Raw genomic sequence first — 22,885 nt, 5'->3', positions numbered from 1 at the left:
ACTTCATTCTATTAAAATTAAACCCTATGAAAAACTATCTTTTTTTAACCATTTTTTTGATTGGTATTGTTTTAAGTTCTTGTTCAGAAACTGGATTAGAAGGACCTGAAGGCCCAGTTGGTCCACAAGGCAAAACTGGTGATGCTGGGGCAATAGGCCCTGCAGGTAAAGATGGCAGTACAATGTACAGTGGAAATGGGGTGCCTGCAAATACGATAGGCATAAATGGCGATTACTACCTAGATAAAAATACTGGGAACTTATATGGGCCAAAAGCTGCGGGAGCTTGGGGAACACCAACAGTGTTAAGAGGAGCAGACGGTACAAACGGTACAAACGGAACGAATGGCACAAATGGTACAAATGGAACTAACGGTGCAGCAGGTACAAACGGTACAAATGGAACCAATGGCACTAATGGTAGTACAACCTTAAGCGGAAATGGTACCCCGTCTGCAGCTACAGGTATTGCTGGCGATTACTTTTTAGACAAAACAAATTATTTATTATACGGACCAAAAACTGCAGGAGGTTGGGGCATTCCAATTTTATTACGCGGGGCGGATGGAGCTCAAGGTCCAACTGGAGCCGCCGGAAAAGATGGCAGTATTATTTATAGTGGTTCAGGAATACCAGTTGCAACCATTGGTGTAAATGGAGATTATTATTTAGATAAAAATACTGGTAATTTATATGGTCCAAAAACAGCTGGTGTATGGGGAACTCCTTTAATTTTAAGAGGTACAAATGGCATTGATGGAGCCAACGGTACTAATGGAACCAACGGCACAAATGGTACAAATGGAGCCAATGGTACAAATGGCACCAATGGAAGTGTAACATATTCTGGTTTAGGTGCTCCAGCTCTATCAACAGGTACAATTGGTGATTATTATTTAGATAAAACTAATTATTTGCTATATGGCCCAAAAGATAATACGGGTTGGGGAGTTGGGATTTTATTAAGAGGAGCAGCTGGTGCACAAGGTCCAACAGGGCCCGCAGGTGCAGATGGAACGGTTATTTATAGTGGAGAAACTGCTCCAGACCCAGCTTTAGGTAAAATTGGAGATTTCTACATTTCTCAACTTCCAATTGCATTTTATGGCCCAAAATCTAATTTAGGATGGGGTATGGGTACAAATTTAAAAGGTGCTGACGGAACCAATGGCACTAATGGTACAAACGGAAGTAATGGTACAAACGGTGCAAATGGCAATACAATTTTAAATGGGGTAGGTTTGCCAGCAAATTCTTTAGGAAATGATGGCGATTTTTATCTTGATATTTCTTCGTATGTTATGTACGGGCCAAAAAGCTCAGGTGCTTGGCCGGCTTATGGAACAACTTTAAGGGGTGCTAATGGAGCAGATGGCAATTCTAATGTTATTGCCTTAGAAACTACTGATGCCTCAACATTTACTTGGAATTATGAGAGTTCAGATGTCAGAAATCTAATGCTGCACAGAGATGGGAACTATAATGATTCTACTTCAGTTTATAATATTCCACCAGCCAACGTTGCTGCTGCAAAAACAGGAACTGTATTAGTGTATTTACGTACAAATAGCGGTGTAGGTGTTTCTAGCTGGAAACAGTTGAACTTTACAGATTATAATATGGGTACTACTTACTTTTATAATTATAACCTAAGGCTTGACGCTACTACCGCTAAGGTTAGGATAATTTCTAAGTATAATACTACCTCACCGTCGTTAATGAATATTGATAAAGTTAGGATAGTTATTGTACCACCAAGTTCAACTGGAGTTTTAAGTAATATCAATCAGAATACCCCAATGCTGCAAACTATGCAAGAGCTCAATCTTAAGGACAGAGATTTTAAAAAATTGAATTAAGCAGTCTTTAGGTGATGTACGATTAGTACATCACCAATCAAAATCATTTTATACTCAATTAATATGCTCATGAAAAGGCTCTTAATTTTATCTTTCTGCTTTTCATTTTCCTTAGGCATTGCTGATGCACAAGATGTTGAGCAAATGATCAAGCAGAAACCCTTTGCCATAAACGGTACTTTAGGTTTAGGTTTAGGTACTTATAATTCAAGTGGAATTCCAGCTCGCCAAAGGGCATTTTCTTATTTGTTTAATGGCGCCCCAACAGTTTCTATTTATGGAGTTTCTTTTCCTTTTAGTGTTGTAGTTAGCGACCAACAAAGGGGATTTACTCAGCCTTTTAACCAATATGGAATTAGCCCAACATATAAATGGATTACTGTTCATGCTGGTTGGCAAAGCATTCAATGGTCGCCCTATACCTTAGCAGGATATAATTTTTTAGGGGGAGGAGTTGAGTTAAATCCTGGTAAGTTAAGATTTGGATTTATTTACGGAAGGTTTAACAAAGCTATTGAAGAAGATCCAGCGCTAATAACCGCGTTTTCACAAACACCAGCTTATAAAAGAACAGGTTTTAGTACTAAATTAGGGTGGGGAACAGAGCGTAATCATTTCGATTTTATCATGCTAAAAGCAAAAGATGAGGTAAGCTCATTAAAGAACAAACCGAATTCCCTTAACCTAACTCCTTCAGAAAATTTAGTATTAGGCATTTCTAGCAAGTTCACTTTCTTTAAACATTTCATATTTGATATCGATGCTTCGGGCAGCTTATATACCCGTAATTTATTGGCAGATACAGTTAAAAATCTAAAACTAGATAAAGTAGATTTTATTAAAGACCTAGTCACATTAAATGCTTCAACACAGTTGCTAACTGCGGGGCACACAAGTTTAGGCTATCAAGGTCAGAATTATAATGTAATGGTAAAATATAAAAGAATAGACCCAGATTTTAAATCGATGGGTGCTTATTATTTTGAGAATGACGTACAAAACTACACAGTGGAAGGCGGAGTGAAACTGTTAAAAGGGCAAATGCAGTTGAATGGTTCATTTGGTGTGCAAAATGATAATCTTTTAAATGATAAAGCTTACCAATCTAATCGTAAAATAGGTTCTATAAATGCAGCCTTTAACAAAACAAATTACGGTATAGATGTTCGTTATTCTGATTATGGTATTACTCAAGATAGAGGCTTAAATCCAATAGTTGATACATTACGGGTTGCGAAAACTAATCATAATTTGAATACAATGTTAAGATATAGCATCGCTGATAGCTTAATTTCACATAGCATTATTTTAGTTGGAAACATCCAATCTTTGGTCGATTTAAATCCATTTACCTCTGCTCAAAGTTTATCCAATAGTAAAACTGCAAATCTATCTTATCAATTAGGTTTTCTAACAACAGGCTTAAATTTTAATACCAGTTTTAATTATACGGTAGCCGATATCTATTTGGGCCATACGGTTTTCTTCGGGCCTTCAATCGGAATTGGAAAAGATTTTTTTGAAGGCAAGTTGGGCTTAAATGCCGCAATGAGCTTTCAACAGCAAAAGAATAATAAAATCAATGCGGGTAATATTCTTAATGGAAGTTTAAATGGCTCATTCCGTTTCACAAAGAAGAATGCAGCCAATTTATCCATCAATTATTTAAAGAGTAACTCTAAAGATATCACACTGCCATCTTTCAATGAAATTTATAGCAATCTTACTTTATCACATTCTTTTTAATTCTAAATCATCCACATTATGCAAAACATTTTACCATTGATTAAAGATTTTAAAAGGATAATCCTATTGTTATTCTTAATTATGGTCTTTGGCTATAATGCACTCGGACAATCTGCACCCGCCCAAGTTAGCATTACCGTAAATATACTGCCACCATATTCGCCATATTATTCAGATTACTCTGGCGCAAATGCAGGTAAGGTGTTGTTAATTGTTAGAAATTTAACAACAACACAAAAAAGAATTAAACTTACTGGAGAATTAAAAGGCGATAATGGAATTAGAATTTCTACCAAATCAACCTATGTCCCTCTGCAACCAATTATTTTACAACCTAACGAAACCAAACAATTAAATGGAACTTCCCTTAAAGATATTTTCGATTTAAACTCTTTAAATGTTTATGGCATTGATAAAGTAAAATTGGTACAAACTTCTCGAATCCCAGAGGGGAATTACTCTTTCTGTATTCAAGCGGTAGATATGAATACTAATCAGGTGATTACAAATACTGCACCACAAGGTTGTACCAATATCAATATAAATTATCCTGAGGCGCCAATACTAATTAATCCAGCAGCCAATGCTGCTGTTTTTTTAAAAAACCCTCAAAGTGTTGTTTTTAATTGGATAAACGCAGGTTTTGTGCCAGTTGGTATGCAGTATGTGTTACAAGTTGCAGAAATGCCTTTAAATGCAGTAAACCCAAATCAAGTTTTAAATAGTGCTTCATTTCCTTTGGTTAACAGAACATTAAGTGGAACTTCTTATGTTTTATCTCCATCAGATCCGCCTTTGGCAATAGGTAAACGATATGCATGGAGAGTAAAGTTAGTTGACCCAAGTGGAAAAGTTGTCTTTAAAAATGGGGGAGTAAGCCAAGCTAATATATTTACTTATTCAAGCCCAATCAACCTTACCGCTGCCCCAATATTGGTAAATCCACAGCAAAATGAACTTGTTACCGCTATTGATAAAGGGGCATTTTTTAAGTGGTCAGACAATGCAGTTGGAAAGACCACATACCTATTGCAAGTAGCAGAAATGCCAGGCTCGGGGGGAAATGCCGAACAAATATTTAGCCTAAACAAATTTGTTATCAATCAAACTATTAATGATTTAAGTTACGCACTACCTTCAAATACTCCATTAATTATTGGTAAAAGGTACGCATGGAGAGTGAGTAAAGTAGATCCTTTATCTAAAGCTCCATTAAAAGGTGGAGGGGTAAGTCAAATTCGAGTATTTGCATTTAATATTAAAGACATTGTTGAAGCGCCGGTTTTGATAAGCCCTATTGCTAATGCAAAAATTACTTTAACCTCTCCTCAAAATGTAACTTTTAATTGGGACTTTAAAACTAAAGGATATTTTAGGTATAATTTTCAGCTTGTAGAACTTGCCACACCTACCTCAAATCCATCACAAGCATTTGATAAGGGCAATTTTTTAATTAGTAAAGATATTCTCTATGCTAACACGTTAACAATAACAAACACCGACCCATTACTAAAAGCGGGGAAAACTTATGCTTGGAGAATAAGAGCTAACGATTTGGGGGTATCTACCTCAATTAAAAATGACGGTTATAGTGCTGTAAATGTTTTTGATTATACAATTTTAAAAAATGAAGAAAAATTACCACTAGCTCCCGTACTCACTAGTCCAAAAGTCGCGGAAGTTGTTGCTCAACAAAATGATTTCACACAACCTAAGATTAATATTACTTGGGATAAATCTAACACGTTAAGTCCAGCAACCTATGAAGTTAGGATTGTAAAGATAATACCAGGATTTGATGCGATAAGTGCCTTAGACAATAACGTTCAAGTTGTGCTTTCTTACAAACAAATGCTTAACAGCTTTACGCTATCACCTCCTGCTGTTAATGAAGATTTAACTTATGCAAGAAATCATGGTAGGGCAAAACTTGAAGAAGATAATACCTATGCTGTCCAGATAATCGCTAGTGGTAATGCCCCAGATGGTAAATTGCTGCGGATAGAAAATTTGGGCAAGAGTAACATAGTCGAATTTAAATATAAAGGAGCTCCAAAGCCAGTATCACCAGCGCCACCAACACCAATTTTGAGTACTATTGCAGGTAAGTTATTTTATAGGTTCAAACGCGATAATGAGTTACCCGTAAAGAGAGCCCTTAATTTCCCAGCTGTTACAACTATGAAACAGGTTGATCCTAATGGTGGTAAAAATCCAAATGGTAGTTATAAAATGATAGATGTAGATCATTTTGATAACAACAATCTCCCAGGTTACTTTGAAAACAATACATTTCCAATGGATATGAACATTCATCCTTTAAAAAATGTAAAACTGAATTTTGTATATGTAGTCATGCGAAGCCAAACTAAAAATCCAAAAAACATTAGTGAACTAACACCATATAAAGGCTACGCCACTGATATGTATCCATTAATACTAAATGGGGAAAAAATATCAGGTACTACTAGTATTGGAACAGCTACTTTAAAAGAAGATGGAAGTTTTAGCTATACGTTTGTAAACAAATATAAAATTGGATACATAGGTACTGGTAAAGTTGCGGGTATTGGAAGTGATTATAGTTATTTTGGATTTATCAGAATGTTTGTGGGTAAATATCATGCCGTTGGAGATAACAGCGAATATGGTGATGAACGCTATTTTACAAGCCCTGACTTATATCTAGCGCCACAAGTAGGCAAAACAGTTACTATTCCAGACGAAGTTGTTTTTGTTAACAGCTACAATTATACTGTTAAAGTTGTAAGTGATAAAACAAAAGATCAAGCAGTTACTGGTGGGTTGCCTTTAGCAAATTATCCTGTTCAAATGCTCGATAGCCACAATTCTACATCTTTTTCTGGGCCATTGGAAAATCAAGGAAAGGTTGTCTTCAAAGATACTTCTGATCCTAAAGATAATAAAGCAACCATGCCATGGGAGGCAGATGCCGAAAGTTATGCTAATCAAACCTTCATAGCCCAAGACGATGAATTAAAAGATGTTGATTTGCCACTTATAGCTATCGTAAAAACAGACGCATTGGGTTTCGCAAAATTTAAAAATTTATTAAACATACATAGCCATCTTCCATATGTTCCTCTTAATCCATTAGAAGGTAATTTCAATTACCAACCTCAAAAAGGAGAATTGATAAAAGGAGGTTCTGCAAATTGGGGAAATTTTAATAGCGATTTTATTCCTGAAACTATAATCGCAAAACAACCAATTGTTGTAAAACCCAAATTACCTGAGATATACTTAAGAGCCATTACTGTGCAAAATGGTTTTAGTCAACCAGTACCTTATGCCACTGTGCATATATTAGGTTATACTAACGATAATTTTAAGAAGCCTGTTGAAGATGAGTATTTTAAAACAGATGTAAATGGCTATCTACAAGTAAAGAATTTAATTGCAAATCGATTGCGTACCATAGTAATTTCTAAATTAGGTTTTGCAGAAAAGACTGTAGCGGTTAATCAAAATATATCCTTAGGCCAACGTTTTCCCGAATCAGTAGAGCAAGTTATGGTTGGAGCTGGATCCGTATACGGAACGGTTGTTAATGAAAAAGGCCAACCCATAATGGCGAATGTTAAAGTTGGAAATGGCCCTTATGTAAAAACATATAACAATGGGGTTTTTTATATAGAAAACACGCAAAGCGGTTATCCAGGTATTACAATTGCACCACTAGTAGATAATTATTATGGAGAAACATCCTATCCTAACATCAAGGTGAATGAAGCAACAATAATTACGAATAATCTAGGTAAAGCTAATAATACCATAGTTTTAAAAGAAAAACTCCATCGTGTTGTATTTAAAGTTGTAAATGCTGATGATGGCAAGGGGATGAGCAGTTATGTTGGAGTTGGTAATAATACCCTAGAATACTTTTCAAGTGATCCTTATACTGGATTAACAAAAGAATTTGCCATTGCAAGTCCCGGAGACGAATTTAAAGTTCGAGTGGTTCAAAATGGTTTTGTTACCTATGAAGATTATGTAAAAATACCAATTAAAATGGAAGCAGGAGCTCCTATTCTTATACCAATGAAAAAAGCTCAAGTGATAAGCGGTATGGTTAAAGATGCTATTACAGGTGCTCCAGTTGCTGGGGCTAGAGTTTATACAATAAGTGGCACAAACGTAGATGGTGAAGTTCAAAATTCTACTTTATCTGGCGCAGATGGAAAGTATACCTTATATGGGGCAATTAACCCGAAGGCTTGGTTTGAATATGGTCAATATTATTTTGATCTACCTATTAAGGTTTATGCTGTAAAAAGCGGTACTCCTGGTTATGTAAGATCAACCATTGATGCCTCTTCTGGTAGTACTAGCGCAAATTTTTCATTGGAACCTTTAACTGCAAAGGCAGAGATTTGGGGTTTGCCTATAGAAATCCATTCATTGGTTAAACAAAGCTATAGTACATCAATCATCACAGGGGCATTTATTAATATTCCTCGAAACAATAGTTTCAAAACAGAATTTATTGAGGCGAAATTACCATTTAAACAACTGGCAGTGCAAGCGAATAAAAATGGATATCAACCTTCCGCCACGGTAATTGAAGTAGAATCTACTTCATTAAAAGTGATGGCTTACGAAAAATATGCTAGCGAGCTCATCGCATCTGATCAGCAGAATGTTCTTAATAAACTCTCTATCAAAAGAGTAGATGGCTATGGTAGTTTAACAGGCTATTTAGTTTCAGAACTGTCAAACTTTAATTTCAGTTATAAATACACAGGTAAGTTTTTAATTGGTAAAACCATCCGAAAACCCTATAGTGCGTTTTTCGAAAATATACCAATGCAAGTGTTTTCGGCCATGCCAAATTATACAACAAATAGCAGTTATGATTTGCAAGCTTTATATGGCAAGAGTGATTTTATGGTTCATAATTTTAAAGCAAACCTTATCTCAGGCTCTACATTAAGTGCAAATGGATTTGATATGAAAGCCGAAGTTTCCTTAAATGTTCCACTTTTAGGTGCAACAACTTTACCAGCCGGAAGTTTTATCGTAACTCAAAACAATATAGAATGGAAACAGTATAATGGAAATATTAATATCCCTTTAGAAAAATGGGCTATTTTAGGAACAGGCCTATCTTATGATATCAATCAAGGAGGCTTTAGAGTAGTAAATGGTACTTTAAAAACAAGCTTGCCACAAGTTTCACTCAAAGATTTGATAATTATGCCAACTACTGTTGATTTGGGAATATCTAAACTTACAGGAAACGAAGCCTTAACCTTAGCGAATGTTACTCCGTTAAAACTAGCTTCGGATGCAAAAATGACATTAAATTTTGATCCAGCAGCACCATTTGATCAAAAGCCTCATTATCGCTTAAATCTTACTAGTAGTAATGAAACGGTAGCATATATAAATGATTTGCCAGGGATGGGGAACTCACGAGTAAATATTAATATGTTAAGCGATTATAGCGATGGAAAGCATAAATCCATCATTGTAGCACCTACAAAAATTAACTATTACAATGTGTTATCACAAGATGTTACTGGTATTGAGGTTGCCGATGATTTCTTTACGCTAATGGGAAATACCAATTTGGAAATACCTGGAGCACCTGCAAACGTTACGGGTAGATTTAAATATCTAAAAAATCCTTCCAGTCAATATGCTGATAAAAATGGTAATGTTTTAATGATAGAAAAATTGCAAACGGATGTTGAAATGGAAGGGAAAGTTAAATTTGAAGGTAATTCTTTTCAACTTTCTGATAATAACCTTTCAATTGAAGGAAATGTTCTAATCTATAAAAATGGCCCTGCTGATGCCATTAAAGGGATTAAAGGTGTGCTCACTAAAACGCCAGGCTCTATTGATATGAAATTCTTGCCTAAGCAAATAATTCCAATGGGAGAAAAAAATATTGAAATTGTAAGTGGGGGAAACTCTGTGTCGAATAAAAAGTGGAGTTTGGTAAACTTTGTAGGGCAACCGAAAAACTTCGTTAATACAAATGGAAAAAATTTATTTGCAGAAGGCGGTGATCTAATAAATTTCCAAGTAAATGGGGCTATTAAAAATACGGAAGGAGGAAAAGGGTTACAACTTGATGGAATTAGCACACCATTTGGAAACCTTGATATCACTTTTGATTTTGACAAGGCATCTTTCAGTGGTACATTAAATTTGGTAGATGCTAATTTGCCGATTGGTCCAGTAACAATTAATGACGCGAATATTAATTTACAAATCGATAAAAATGGTTTCCTTGTAGTTGGTATTGTAACTGATGCATCAGTTACTGCACTGCCAAGTTGTATAGCTGGAGGTTTTAAAAGTGGTATTGCACTAGGCTATTATTCGGCACCATTCCCAAGTTATCTGTCTCAAAAACTACTAGGTGTTACACTTAACAGCCAATTGCCATCTGCGCTTAACAATGGTTTAAAAGGTTTTTATGTTAACGTAATGAAATCATTAGACAAAAATGCATTGCCTAAATTGCCTGGCCCAAGTTTGAATGATATTCCTTTAATAGGTTCATTTGTACCTGTGTTTGATTTTTCTGCAGGAGTTGATGTTGGTTTTATATTAGATTTAGATGGGTCAAAAACTGTAAGTATTAGTGGTATGGCTTTTGCCAATGCGTCATGCTTATATGATTTAGAATTATGTACCATTGGTTTATCTGGTGGTGCAACTGGAAACATTTTATTAACATATGATGCAAGCGGGTTAGGAGGTACTTTATCGTTCGGTATTGAAGCCAATATACATTTCTGCCTAGGTCAAGTAGGTGTAAAGCCTAAGTTAGTCCTTAAAAAAGATGGTAGTGGATTTAGCTTTAAACCATCACTTTAATTTAAAATTATGATTATGAAATATTTAATAATAAGTTGCTTTCTGCTTTTTTCAACATCAATTTTTGCTCAACAAGCTGCGATTGTAAGTAATCAAAAATTGACTGCAACTTATGAAGGTGGAGATATTATTGTGAGTTACAATCCAATAAAGATTGTTGGTTTAGACAGTTTAATTATTAATGTTTACAGAAAAGGAAATGATGGGGAGAAATTAATTAGGGCGAATAAAAAAATAGCAGCTAATAAAATATTCAAGTTTGCTGATACTACTTTAAGAACCCAACCTGGAGTGTATCAATACATATTAAAAGTTAAAAGAGATACAATAACGGTAGAAACTGAAAGTACATGGGCATATGCTTTTGCTCCCGATGTAAGACCCATTGCTACAGTTTTTAAAGCAGTAAATGCAAAAAACACAAATAACATTATTCTATCTTGGAAAATTACAGATAGCTATTGGATGAAAAATATTACGCTCTTACGCAGCCGTTCAATGGATGGTAAGTATGAGTTAATTTCAGATATCAACCCTCAAGATACTTTATATATTGATAAAGTTAATGATGCAAATGAACCATTCTTTTACCGATTGGATATGAAAGGGTTTAACGGCGATGTAGTTTATTCCTCTGCATCAATTGTTGTTATTCCTCAATTTCCCATTGTACCCTATAAAGTCGGACCTATAAAAGCTGAGCAAAAAAATAAATCTATTGTTGTGAGTTGGAATAATGACAACCCATCTGCCAGAGGTTTTTATGTGAAGAAACGGATAGGAAATGCTGGGGAATTTGAAATTTCATCCCCTTTAATTTTCAAAAATAAGACTGGCCAATATCTTTGGAAGGATACCTTAAGTTCTCTAAAACCTAGAGAAATGTATCAATATGTAGTGATAGCAGAAAGTAATTCATTTGATGTAAGCAAACATTCTGATACATCAACGATTACTTATAATTATGGCAATCTTGCCATTTCACCACCTACAGACCTACGCATCATAACCGCAAATGATACAACCTACAATTTAGTTTGGAGTATTGATAGTTTGCGTCAACAAGAAATCTCTGGATATCAGGTTTACCTGAAAAGAAAAGGGGAAACCATATTTAAACCCTTGAAAAACGGCAATACTAATAATAGCATTAACTATGTAATGGTCGAAAATTTAAAAGATGGAGATTCATTTCAAGTCAAATCTATCGGAATAAATAAAGAAAGTATTCCGAGTATGACCTTCACTTACACAAATCCATTTGAACTTAATTTTGGTCCCAGATATTTAAAAGCTGCGGTATATGATAATTTGTTAAATATCAAATGGCTAAAAAGTGAAAACCAAAAAGTAAGAGCATATAAATTATACAAATGGAATGGGAAGACGTTTGTCTTAGTAGAAACCATAACACCAGATAAAGATAACGTAGCAACTCGAAGCTATTTAGCTGGGCAATTAAATATCTATAAATTAAGAACGGTGAATATGAATGGTGTAGAAAGTTCTGGTAGTGAAGTGTTACAAGTTAATTAATCAACAAGTTTAAAAACAACATCGGTTTGATAGCTCATTACTATTGGTCTTCCATTTTTCATTCCAGGAATCCATTTTCTACTATGCTTTAAAATTTCTAGAACTGCTTCATCACAACCGAAACCAAGGCCATTTATAATTTTGGGAAATAGAAGCGTGCCATCTTTTGCGATGGTAAATTCTACCGTGACAGTTCCTTCTATATTATTATTGATGGCATTTAAAGGATATTTTAAATTTTGATAAATGTATTCCTTGAATTTCCTTTCACCACCAGGATATTCCGAATTCGCTGAAATATTGCAACAACCAATATTATCTAAATAAGTTAACTTAAATTTAATTGTTTCTTTCTTTGAAGTTCTATTAGCAGAAACAGTAATGGCATCTTTATTATAATTCAGCATACTTGGCCAAACCGTAATATTTAAAAATCTAGTTCCATGATTCACAAAAATATGATCATTGTTCAATGCGAAGAAGGTTAGGGTGTCTGTAGGTTTAATTCCAACTAATTTAAAGTTTCCAAGGCTATCGGTCGTAGCTCCTACTTTCAGTTGTAAATATTGGTTGTGCTGAGATTTTGTCTCAATGTAAACGTTGGCGAGATTGCTGCCATCGCCAGCTATTAATCTTCCGCTAACATTTATGGTATCTAATTTAAGTCTAACTATTTTTTGCTGTGCAGATACGTGGAGCGAAATCACCAAATTCAGCAGTAGAAGTAAAATTATTTTCATAAAATGATGATGGGAAATAGCAACATATTCCACAATTACCCCAACAGTTCTTTTGCATTTTGCAAAGCAGATGCACCTGGATTTTTACCACTTAACATTTCTGCAATGGCACTAATTCTTCCTTCTTTGTCTAGCTTTTTAATGCCTGTTGTCGTTTTGTTATTCCCTTCGTTTTTGTAAACGAAATAATGCGAATTGCCTTTAGCTGCTATTTGCGGTAAATGAGTAATTGATAAAACCTGCATGTCATTCCCCAAGCTAGCAATTACTTCACCAACTTTTAAAGCGGTTTCTCCAGAAATTCCGGTGTCTATTTCATCAAATATTAAAGTTGGTAACGAAGTATGTTTAGCTAATAAAGATTTGATAGCTAACATTAACCTTGATAATTCACCGCCAGATGCAACTTTGTTTACTGGAGCAGGAACTTGTCCAGCATTTGCTGAAAACAATAATTGAATCTCATCCAAGCCATCGTTGTTCAATTCTGCTAAAGGTTGATGAGCAAAAACCAATTTGGCATTTGGCATTCCAACTTGTTGTAAAGTCTTGCTTGTAGCAACTTCAACCACTTTAATTGCTTTTTTGCGATTTGAACTTAATTCTTGAGCTTGTTTTGCCAATTCATTCTTAAGCAATTCGATTTCTTTCTTTAAGATTTCAATTTGTTCGTCAGATGAAAGTAACTGGCTCAAGCTGTCTTCTAGTTTTTGTTGAACGGCTAATAACTCGGCATTATTGGCAACCCTATGTTTTTGCTGAAGTGTGTACAAAACATCTAGCCGTTGCTGAATAATTGATAACCTTTCCGCACTGTGCAAAGTCTTACTTTCAAGTACTGAAGTTTCATCTGCAATGTCTTTAATTTCTATAATACTAGAACGTAAACGCTCATACAACACATTAATTTCCGGGCCGAACTTTTCAATGTTTTGTAATTGAATAGCAGCTTCTTTTAAAATAGTGGAAGCTGAAATTTCATTTTCAGTAAGTAGGGCAGTAGCAGTTAATAAACTTCTCTTGATGCTTTCTGCGTGAGTTAGTTTTTCTAATTCTTGCTCTAATTCTTCCTGCTCGCCTTCTTTTAATCCAGCTTGTTCTAATTCATTGAACAAAAATTGCTCATAATCTTGTTTGCTGCGGGCTTCATCAGCTTTGTTAATTAATTCCTTTAATTGCTGACTATCTTGTTTGAGTTTTTTAAAGCCAGTTCTGTATTTTGCTAAGAGGTCTGAATGATTTGCTAAAGAATCAGTAATTAATAGTTGAAAATCACTATCATTAATTTCTTGCGTTGCATGTTGAGAATGGATATCAATTAGTTTTTCGCCTACTTGTTTTAGTATGGTTAAGTTTACTGGGGTGTCGTTGATAAAAGCCCTTGACTTCCCATCCATCGAAATTTCTCGGCGTAAAATACTTTCCTTAAAAAAGTCTAGATCATTAATTTCAAATACGTATTTTAGCTTTTCATCCGCTAGAAAAAAAACGCCTTCAATAACACATTTTTTATCTTGGTTAAAAAAGTATTTACTTTCTGCTCTTTGACCTAAAATCAGTGACAATGCACCTAAAATAATAGATTTTCCAGCCCCGGTTTCACCAGTAAGAATGTTTAATCCCTTGTCAAATTCAATGTCAAGGCTGTCAATTAAAGCGTAGTTGCGTATAGAAAGTTTTTGTAGCATATTGTACTGCTAAATTAAGATAAAAGCAAATAGCTTTCAACAACCACAACATTTAAATAAATAAAAAAGGGCAAGAAATTAATCTCGCCCTTATCATTGTATCATTTGTTTGGTGTTGTTAATTCTGTGATGGAACAGCTTTGAATTCAATAGCTTTATCAAGTTTTAAAGTTTTTAGAGGAATTGCGTCAAAATTTAGGTTTTTGGTTGTTTCAAATTTCAAACTTGGAGTAGCTAATAATAAATCTGTAGAATTAAACTTTAGGTTAGTAACTGTAGCAAGGTTAGCAGTTAAAGGTAAAAATGCTTTTTGTACATCTAAGTTACTATCAAATAATAAGAAGGCTTTATCGCTTTTAATTCCTTTTGATTTTTTTAACTCTTCTACCTCATTATCATACTTTTTTCTTAATTCTTTATATTCTGGCGAATCATAAAGCTTTTTCATATCCTCCATTTTCTGTTTCCATTCTGGTGAATTGAATTTTTTATTCATTTCTTCAGCATTCTTTTGGATATCAGCCATTTTAGATTTCCATTCGGGAGAGTTGAATTTCTTTTGAATTTCCTCAGCATTCTTTTGAACTTTAGCCATATTCTCTTTCCATTCTTGAGATTCGAATTTTTTGGACATCGCTAAACTTTGCTCTTGAATTTTCGCCATCTTGTCTTTCCACTCGGGAGAATTGAATTTTTTTTCTAGCTCCTTCGAATTAAGCTCTAATTTGGCAATATGGTCTTTCCATTCTTTAGATTCAAACTTTTTGGCTATTTCTTCAGCATTTTTTTGAACTTTAGCCATTTGCTCTTTCCACTCTGGAGAGTTAAATTTTTTCTCCATTTCTTTTGAGTTGAATTCAATTTTAGCCATCTTCTCTTTCCATTCTGGAGAGTTGAATCTCTTTTCTATCTCTTTAGCATTAAATTCAATTTTCGCCATCTTTTCTTTCCACTCTGGAGAATTGAATTTTTTCTCAAGCGCTGCTAATTTCTTTTTTACACTATCAGGCAATTCATCCATAGATGTATACACTACTTCTTTACCATCATCTCCTTTAATTACGGCTCTAAATTGTTTTTTTGATTTTTTAACAGTGTCTGTATCTGCCTTAGCAAATGATTGCTCGATTATGGCTTTTGTTTCTGCTGCCAAAGGTTTAATTAATGTGAGTGTGGCCGTTTTTTTGGCTTTAACTTCAGCTTCTTTTGCTGGGTTAATCCACGCTAGCGAAGCAACTGTAGCAATGGTTAAGGTTAAGATAAAAAACTGCTGTTTAGCATTGATATAGTTCGTTTTCATGTCTGTGATTCTTTTAATACGTTGGTACAAATGTTGATTAGTTCCTGTTGCTGCCAATGACAGAGCAGGTGTTTGTTTGTCTTTTAATAATTCTAATTTTAAAAGGGCGTGCGCATAAGTTAACGGTGTTCCTGTGAAATTAACCACCAAGTCATCACAGGCGTGCTCTCTTTCTATATGTATAAACTTGGTGGTAAGCCATACAAATGGATTGAAAAACAATAACGTTTCTATACAGGTTTTAACAAGGTTGATTAAATAATCGTTTCTACGAATGTGTGATAATTCGTGTATTAAAATTGCTTCAACTTGTTTGGCGTCCAATTGTGTAGCTAATACAATGGGAAATAATACAACAGGTTTAAAATAGCCAACTACTAAAGGCACGTTAACTTTAGCAGAAAGATAAAATTTAACCGATTTATTAATTTTTAATTGAGAGAGTGTTAATTCGAAAATAGCTTTCCATTCAGCAGGTACTGCTAAGGTACTTGCTTGTTTAAGCTGTTTAAGCTTTTGGTAGCCTGATAATAGTACTACTAATTGAAAGCAAATCCCAATAAGGTAAACAAATACAACTACAGGGAAATAAGCTTCAGTTTTGAAATTAAAACTTCCACTCAATTTGGTTAAATCCTGATAAGCACTATGGTTAATGGCTATGTTTTTAATAGTTGCACCATTAGTTGGTAATTCGAATAACGAAATAAACGTTACGCAAAAACTAATTAACATTAAAACTAAGGAACCAAAAGCAATGTTGTGTTTTACTCTTGCATTGGTTTTAGGCCAAGCCATCAAGGCGATGAATAGAATGGCATAAATAATTGCTCCTTGCCATAGCGAATGTAGAATGCTCCATCCAATAGCCTTAACTAAATTGTTTACAATAGCTTCCATTGATTACTTATTTTCAAGTTTATCTAAATATTCCTTAATCAAATCTATCTCTTCTTTGCTCGCTGTTTTATTTCCTAAAGCTTGCATGACTAATCTTGCAGCAGAACCATTAAAAACGTTATCTATCATTTTATTAACCAATTGTTGTTGTGTTTTTTCTTGGTTAATTAAGGCTCTATAAATATGTGTTTTTGAACTTGTATCTCTATCTACTAGTCCTTTCTCATGCATAATTTGCATCAGTTTAAGGCTAGTGGTATAACCTGCATCTTTTTTGTTTAAAGCTTCATGCACTTCACGAACTGTACAGTTTCCTTTTTTCCAAAGTACCTGTAGAATTTCCATTTCGCCCTCTGTTGGTTTGATGTTTGTATTGCTCATTTTGTTACACTACGAATTTTTTCGTATTCAAATGTACGAATGTATTCGTACAATCCAAACTATTTAACAAATTTTTAACAAATAAATTTAAAATGTGATTTAATTTATTAATTATTAAGGTGATAGTAACGTAATTAACTTTGGTAATTAATTAGCTGATAAAGTTTTTGATAAAAAATCTATCAATTCCTTACCTTTTAAATCCTTAGCAATTACTTTTCCAGTAGGGTCGATCATTACATTCGATGGAATGGTGGTAACGCCATAAATTTTTGCTGCAGTGTTTTCCTTTTTCAGATCAGAAACTTGTGTCCACGGCAACTGATCATCTTTAATTGCTTGTAGCCATTTTGCTTTATCAGCCAACACATCTATAGAAATACTAAGGACTGTAAAATTCATGTTTTTGAAAGTATTGTAAGCTGCAATAACATTCGGATTTTCCTCTCTACATGGCAAACACCATGATGCCCAAAAATCGATAAGCAAATATTTTCCTTTATAAGCAGAGAGTTTGATCATATTACCGGTTGGAGTTGGTTGTTCAAAATCTATCGACTGCATACCAATCTGTATTTTTTTGCTTTCAACAATTCTTCTTTTAATTTCTATGCCTTCTGGTAATTCTCTAAGTGTCCCATTCAATTTACTAAAGGCAGTTTCTACTTTAGAAAGTAAGTTTCTGGATTTAGAAATACGTAAAAGATTGTATAAACTTACGTAAGAATTTGGGTGTTGATTAATGAAGTCGAGTTCAATTAATGCAGATTCTTTGGATAAAGCCAGCGATTTAGCTTTAGTTTTATTTACCAAACTTGTGTCTTTAAGTTCTTCAGTAGAGAATTGATCTATATCTTTTAAACTTCTTTTCTGTATTTCGATTGGCTTTAGCTTCTTTATTAAAATCGCATTATCATTATTTAAAATTGTACCAGAAATTATTGAATTATTCAAGGTGTCAGCAGATTTTAAAATAGCTATACCTGGTTCTACATAAACTTCAAACCTATCTCTTAAAAATTCAGCATATTTAGGATTGTCATTTCTGCAGATATAACCTCTTGCAAAACCTTTCATTGAACCTTTAAATTCGAAATAACCTTTGCTTACTACTGTAGAATCATCTATAAAACCACTAGGTAATTTATAAGATAAAAAGATTTTTTCGCCATCTTTTAGTCTTTTTCCATAGCCTCTGATAACGAAGGAAGATTGAGCTATGGCAACAATAGGAATTAAAAAACCAATCAATAGCAATACGCTTCTCATAATGATAGTTTAGATTATCTAGCCTTTTTCAAACCTTCGTATTTGTTGATATTTGCAGGGTCTATGTCGCTCAAGAAATTATAAGCTTTGATTCTATCCTGGGGATTAACCATATTAGAAAGCACATTCGTAATTTCCTCAGCCTTTGTGGCAAAATATACATTCGGGAATATGGAACCTAGTTTTTGTCTATCCAATTGTTGTAATGATGGTAAAAGAGCAAGTATATTGCTGGCTCCTGTGCTTACATTATCCTGTAATTTATCTAGTCCATTGAAATGATAATCGTAAATAAAAATTCTTAGATCCTTAAAGGTATTGTCTAATAAGTTCTGATTTAACCAGTAACGATTGCGCAATCCATCAAATGCTTTCCACCCTTTATTGCCTCCAGTTTGTGCAATATTCAATACGTTTTGAGCCTTATTATAAAATGATGAACCCCCTAGTTTGCTAAAGCTATCCTTATCTATTCCAATAATTGTATAGGCGTAATAGGCTAGCAGTGAACTTAAATTCCCAATAAAGTTCTGGTCTGAAAAATCTAATGATTGACCATCACTATAACCAAAGTCAAAATCCTTATCGCTAATATTTAATAATGTACTGTTATAAGAACTATTATAAACGGGTCTGTTTGATTGTATTTGAGCTTCCGCGGTATAGCCAGAACTCCCATCCCAACTGGTAATGGTAATAACAAAATTGCAGGTAATTCTCTCTTGTGGTGTGTAACTTTCGCTAGTCCACTTGTTATTGTTCAAAAAATCCCTGATGGTATTTTGAAGTAGTTCCAGATTTTTCTTGTTAATGTTGGAGATGTTTGGAGCAAGTATTTGAATACGACTGCTTAATTCCTGGCTATTTACAAACCCGGAAATTAACAATAGAACAATAAAAACTAATACTCTTCTCATTTATTAATCAACTTTAGTATTTCATTACAGATATCTTTTGCTACTTCAACCTTAGATTTTGTTTCAAAACTAACTTTGTCTAAAGCTTTATTAAATATAGTTATTTTATTGGTTTCTGTTTTAAAACCAGCACCCTTATCATTTAATGAATTTAGAACAATCAGGTCTAGGTTCTTTTTTGCGAGTTTTTCTTGGGCATAAAACTCTTCATTTTCGGTTTCTAAGGCAAAGCCGATTAAGAATTGTTTCTCTTTTTTTTGTTGTCCAAGCGTAGCTAAAATGTCTGTTGTCTTTTTAAGATTGATACTAAACCCAGCATCCTTCTTTTTGATTTTCTGGTTTGCAACATGAATTGGGGCATAGTCTGCTACTGCTGCGCTCATGATTATAATATCACTTTGCTCAAAGTACGATGTGCAAGCCATGAGCATATCATTAGCACTAATAACATCAAGTCGTTTTAAATCTGTATTGGTTTTTTCAGCTGTTGGACCGGTTATTAATGTTACCTCGGCTCCTAAAGCCACCATTTCATTAGCTAAGGCAAATCCCATTTTACCAGACGAATGATTCCCTATAAAACGTACCGGGTCTATTGCTTCATAAGTGGGGCCAGCTGTTACCAAAACTTTTTTCCCTAGTAGGGGCAGGCCTTTTTTAATGTCAGCATTTAAAAAAGCTACAATCTCATCAGGCTCGGCCATTCTGCCTTCACCATATAAACCACTTGCCAATTCTCCACTATTTGGAGAAATAACCGTATTGCCAAAAGATTTTAAACGTTCAATGTTCTCTTGTGTGCTTTCATGTTTCCACATATCCAAGTCCATTGCTGGGGCGAAGTATACAGGACATTTAGCAGATAAATAAACAGCAGTTAATAGATTGTCGCACAATCCATTTGCCATTTTACCAATTGTATTGGCACTTGCAGGGGCAATAATCATATGATCAGCCCAAAGGCCTAGTTCAACATGGTTACTCCAAACACCAGTTTCAGGCTCGAAATAGTGTGTATAAACAGGATTTTTAGAGAGGGTAGCCAGTGTTAGAGGAGTAATGAAATTACAAGCATCTGGCGTAAGAATAACCTTAACGTTTGCGCCAGCCTTGATAAGTGCTCTTACCAATAAGGCCGATTTATATGCCGCAATACTGCCGCAAACGCCAAGAAGAATATTTTTATTGCTAATCATTTTACCTTTGTGCAATTACAAGGTGCAATTTAAGCAAAGGCTTCAACTATTTTTGCTCTTTCGAAGGATTTCTGTGATAAATTTTATCATTCAAAAATTCATCAATTGCAATTAAGCTAGGCTTAGGCATACGCTCGTAATGCTTGCTAATTTCAATTTGTTCCCTGTTCTCAAAAATCTCTTCCAAATTATCATTAGATGATGCAAACTCGGCTAATTTACCGTGCAACTCTTCCTTCATGTTATTAGATATCTGATTAGCCCTTTTAGAAATTATCACTAATGACTCATAAATGTTGTCAGTAGTTCTATCTAAATCATGTACATTTCTCGTTACCGTAGTATTTGGTATAGCGGGTTTTGGTGTATTCATTATTTTATTGGGGTTTTAATCTCTACTTTCTTGTTTGTACTATCTTTTTGTTTTTTACCTTGGTTTTCTAAGGCAGTATATTTTGCAATTAAAGCAGCTTCCTCAGCTAATACGTTTTTTGCATTTGCAATTCCAGCTTCACTATCTTCCTTTAATTGTTTGGCCTCCTTTGCAAGTTTGCTATTAGGATAACCTTCTATAAATTCGTTATAATAACCAATTGCTTCATTAAAACGTTCTTCTTGTCTATTAGCATAGCTATTTTTAGCATACATGTATTGTGCTTTCACGATCAATAAGTTCATCTCTTCAGCAAACTTAATATCTGGAAATTCAGTTTGAGCAGTTTTCAAAGCAATAACAGCGGCTTTATAATTCGAAATGTCATAAGCACCCATGGTGTAATATAACTTAGCATTATCAAAAGCCTTAGTTTCTAGCTTATTTCTTAAGTCAGAAATGTATTGTGCAGCCTGTGTAGCTCTATCACTTTTTGGATATAAGTTGATAAATAACTGTAAGGCATCAATAGCTTTGTAAGTATTCTCTTGGTCTAAAGACGATTTTGGAGAATCTAAATAATAGCAATAAGCGCCCATATATCTACATTCCTCAGCATTTTTACTTGCCGGATAAGTGTCTGCAAATTCTTTAAACTTGTAACGTGCTGTAGTATAGTCTTTTAATCGGTATAATGTAAAAGCGTAATAGTAGTTTAAATCTTCCGCCTCTGCAGTTCCCCTATATTTTTGTGCTAAGCCTTCAAATAAAATTAAAGCCTTAGAATAGTCTTTCTTGTTATATAATCTAATACCTTCCTGGTATTTTTTGGCAACATCATTACTTAGGCGCAATTTCTCAAACTTGCTTTTACAGCCAGCTGTGCCCAATAAAATGATGGTAAAACTTAAAATAAGTAAGTGTTTAATTTTAAACATTGTGCAAAGATAAGGTAATAATACGATAACGTCAATTAAAAATAATTACCGCTAAGCTAAATAAAGGCTTTCAAGCTGTCAAACACTTAACAAATTTTAACATACGGGTATTTTAAATCAGAAATAAACGGTTTTTGAGGCAATGTTGTACAAGTTAATCCAGCGCATATGAAATGTGATTCCGGTTTTTGCGCCTCGATGCACCTAGCTTAAATTTTGAGACTTTATCCATATCATTAAAAAGCAGTTGGTAATGTGATTGGTAATTTATTATTGAATACAATTATTTGAAGACACAAATTAAATTTAAAGGCTTATGACGAACCTAAATATTATACAGCTTTTATTTCAAGCCCAATCAGCCAAAGAAAATTTAATTGTTAAGTAATCTATAAGTAAGCATCAAGTAGGTATCATATAGGTTTAGTATATACTTGATACCTATGTAATACCTATGTATTGCCTACCTGATAGCTACCTAGAATATCTATGTGTCTGGAATTATAATTAATCTATGGTTTATTATGCTTACATATATATATATATATACTATGATTTGAAGTCAGGGTATAATTAATGTGAATTATTGGTAAAGCAAGGGTAGTATATATATAATAGAGTGCAGGCCCGTTCTTTGCTCCATGTCCTTTGTTCGCCCCTCCCTCCGGGGGCTTTCGCATGGGCCGGGTTTGTATAGCGTCTCGCAGTGCTATCCACTAAATAGATAAGCCTTCAAGCGCATCAAATATACTTGGTTAAATTTTTTATTGTTGTAACACATGCACTTAGCTTATTTACATCAAATAAAAGCATTCTTGTATTTGCATTTCTAGGATTGTTTGCTACCTTTGCATCCCGCTTCGGAGGAGGTGTTGGGGTTACAGAAAGTGTGTTGGGATGATTGAAATGGGGGAATTTATTTTAGGAAGTTAATTTACAGCGACTTAAAACAAACTTAAAAAAACTTTAAAAAAAAGTTTTGGAAAGCAAAAAAGATTTCTACCTTTGCAACCCGCTACGGAGGTAACGACGGAAGGAAAGGATAAAGGGTGATTGGTTGGGTTAGGTTGAAATAAGGGAATACATTTGCGCGAACAACCGGGGCTAAAAAAAGTTTCGGATTATTTCAAATAAAGTTTGCGGGAATGAAAAAGTTTCCTACCTTTGCAGTCCCAAAGAAAACGGGA

General features: G+C 34.3%; 13 protein-coding genes. 4 read left to right on the top strand and 9 right to left on the bottom strand.

The annotated features are described in order from the left end of the window. Nucleotides 1–26: 26 nt before the first annotated feature. The 4 genes from EZ428_RS22105 (at nucleotide 27) to EZ428_RS22090 (ending at nucleotide 11,996) form a co-directional block, all read left to right on the top strand. Nucleotides 27–1,859, top strand: coding sequence for a collagen-like domain-containing protein (locus tag EZ428_RS22105; protein WP_131555528.1), 1,833 nt, complete (start codon nucleotides 27–29; stop codon nucleotides 1,857–1,859). Nucleotides 1,860–1,928: 69 nt separating this feature from the next. Beyond that, entirely contained in the window at nucleotides 1,929–3,605 is a 1,677-nt protein-coding gene (locus tag EZ428_RS22100; protein WP_131555527.1) for a hypothetical protein, read from the top strand. Nucleotides 3,606–3,623: 18 nt separating this feature from the next. Then, nucleotides 3,624–10,460 (top strand): hypothetical protein, encoded by a 6,837-nt coding sequence (locus EZ428_RS22095; protein ID WP_131555526.1) that lies wholly within the window; start codon nucleotides 3,624–3,626, stop codon nucleotides 10,458–10,460. Between the two features lie 15 nt (nucleotides 10,461–10,475). Next, nucleotides 10,476–11,996, top strand: a complete 1,521-nt coding sequence (locus EZ428_RS22090; RefSeq protein ID WP_131555525.1) for a fibronectin type III domain-containing protein — start codon at nucleotides 10,476–10,478, stop codon at nucleotides 11,994–11,996. Here EZ428_RS22090 and EZ428_RS22085 read toward each other — a convergent pair. The 9 genes from EZ428_RS22085 to EZ428_RS22045 form a co-directional block, all read right to left on the bottom strand. Beyond that, nucleotides 11,993–12,736: an energy transducer TonB gene (locus EZ428_RS22085; protein ID WP_131555524.1), complete on the bottom strand. Its 744-nt coding sequence runs from the start codon at nucleotides 12,734–12,736 to the stop codon at nucleotides 11,993–11,995. The two genes, EZ428_RS22090 and EZ428_RS22085, sit on opposite strands and share 4 nt — an antisense overlap. Before the next feature lie 35 nt (nucleotides 12,737–12,771). Then, nucleotides 12,772–14,424: a DNA repair protein RecN gene (gene recN / locus EZ428_RS22080; protein ID WP_131555523.1), complete on the bottom strand. Its 1,653-nt coding sequence runs from the start codon at nucleotides 14,422–14,424 to the stop codon at nucleotides 12,772–12,774. A 118-nt stretch (nucleotides 14,425–14,542) separates the two neighbouring features. Then, the gene (locus EZ428_RS22075) at nucleotides 14,543–16,624 is read right to left on the bottom strand and encodes a M56 family metallopeptidase (protein WP_131555522.1); all 2,082 of its coding nucleotides are present in this window, start codon (nucleotides 16,622–16,624) and stop codon (nucleotides 14,543–14,545) included. Between the two features lie 3 nt (nucleotides 16,625–16,627). Then, complete coding sequence (locus tag EZ428_RS22070; RefSeq protein WP_131555521.1) at nucleotides 16,628–17,005, bottom strand: BlaI/MecI/CopY family transcriptional regulator; 378 nt, start codon at nucleotides 17,003–17,005, stop codon at nucleotides 16,628–16,630. A gap of 147 nt (nucleotides 17,006–17,152) precedes the next feature. Further along, nucleotides 17,153–18,274, bottom strand: a complete 1,122-nt coding sequence (locus EZ428_RS22065) for a TlpA disulfide reductase family protein (RefSeq protein ID WP_131555520.1) — start codon at nucleotides 18,272–18,274, stop codon at nucleotides 17,153–17,155. 14 nt (nucleotides 18,275–18,288) lie between these two features. Further along, nucleotides 18,289–19,191 carry a type IX secretion system protein PorD gene (gene porD / locus EZ428_RS22060; RefSeq protein ID WP_131555519.1) on the bottom strand — a complete coding sequence of 301 codons (903 nt, stop codon included), beginning with the start codon at nucleotides 19,189–19,191 and terminating at the stop codon, nucleotides 18,289–18,291. Then, the gene (gene coaBC, locus EZ428_RS22055; protein ID WP_131555518.1) at nucleotides 19,188–20,387 is read right to left on the bottom strand and encodes a bifunctional phosphopantothenoylcysteine decarboxylase/phosphopantothenate--cysteine ligase CoaBC; all 1,200 of its coding nucleotides are present in this window, start codon (nucleotides 20,385–20,387) and stop codon (nucleotides 19,188–19,190) included. Before coaBC ends, porD begins: the two co-directional genes overlap by 4 nt. Before the next feature lie 46 nt (nucleotides 20,388–20,433). After that, complete coding sequence (locus EZ428_RS22050) at nucleotides 20,434–20,760, bottom strand: DNA-directed RNA polymerase subunit omega (RefSeq protein WP_131555517.1); 327 nt, start codon at nucleotides 20,758–20,760, stop codon at nucleotides 20,434–20,436. Next, nucleotides 20,760–21,698, bottom strand: coding sequence for an outer membrane protein assembly factor BamD (locus EZ428_RS22045; protein ID WP_131555516.1), 939 nt, complete (start codon nucleotides 21,696–21,698; stop codon nucleotides 20,760–20,762). Before EZ428_RS22045 ends, EZ428_RS22050 begins: the two co-directional genes overlap by 1 nt. Between the last annotated feature and the right edge of the window lie 1,187 nt (nucleotides 21,699–22,885).

This window comes from Pedobacter frigiditerrae, assembly GCF_004331645.1.
Taxonomy (GTDB): Bacteria; Bacteroidota; Bacteroidia; order Sphingobacteriales; family Sphingobacteriaceae; genus Pedobacter; species Pedobacter frigiditerrae.
The sequence above is the reverse complement of the archived record's forward strand: the minus strand, read 5'-3'. Positions and strand labels throughout refer to the sequence as shown.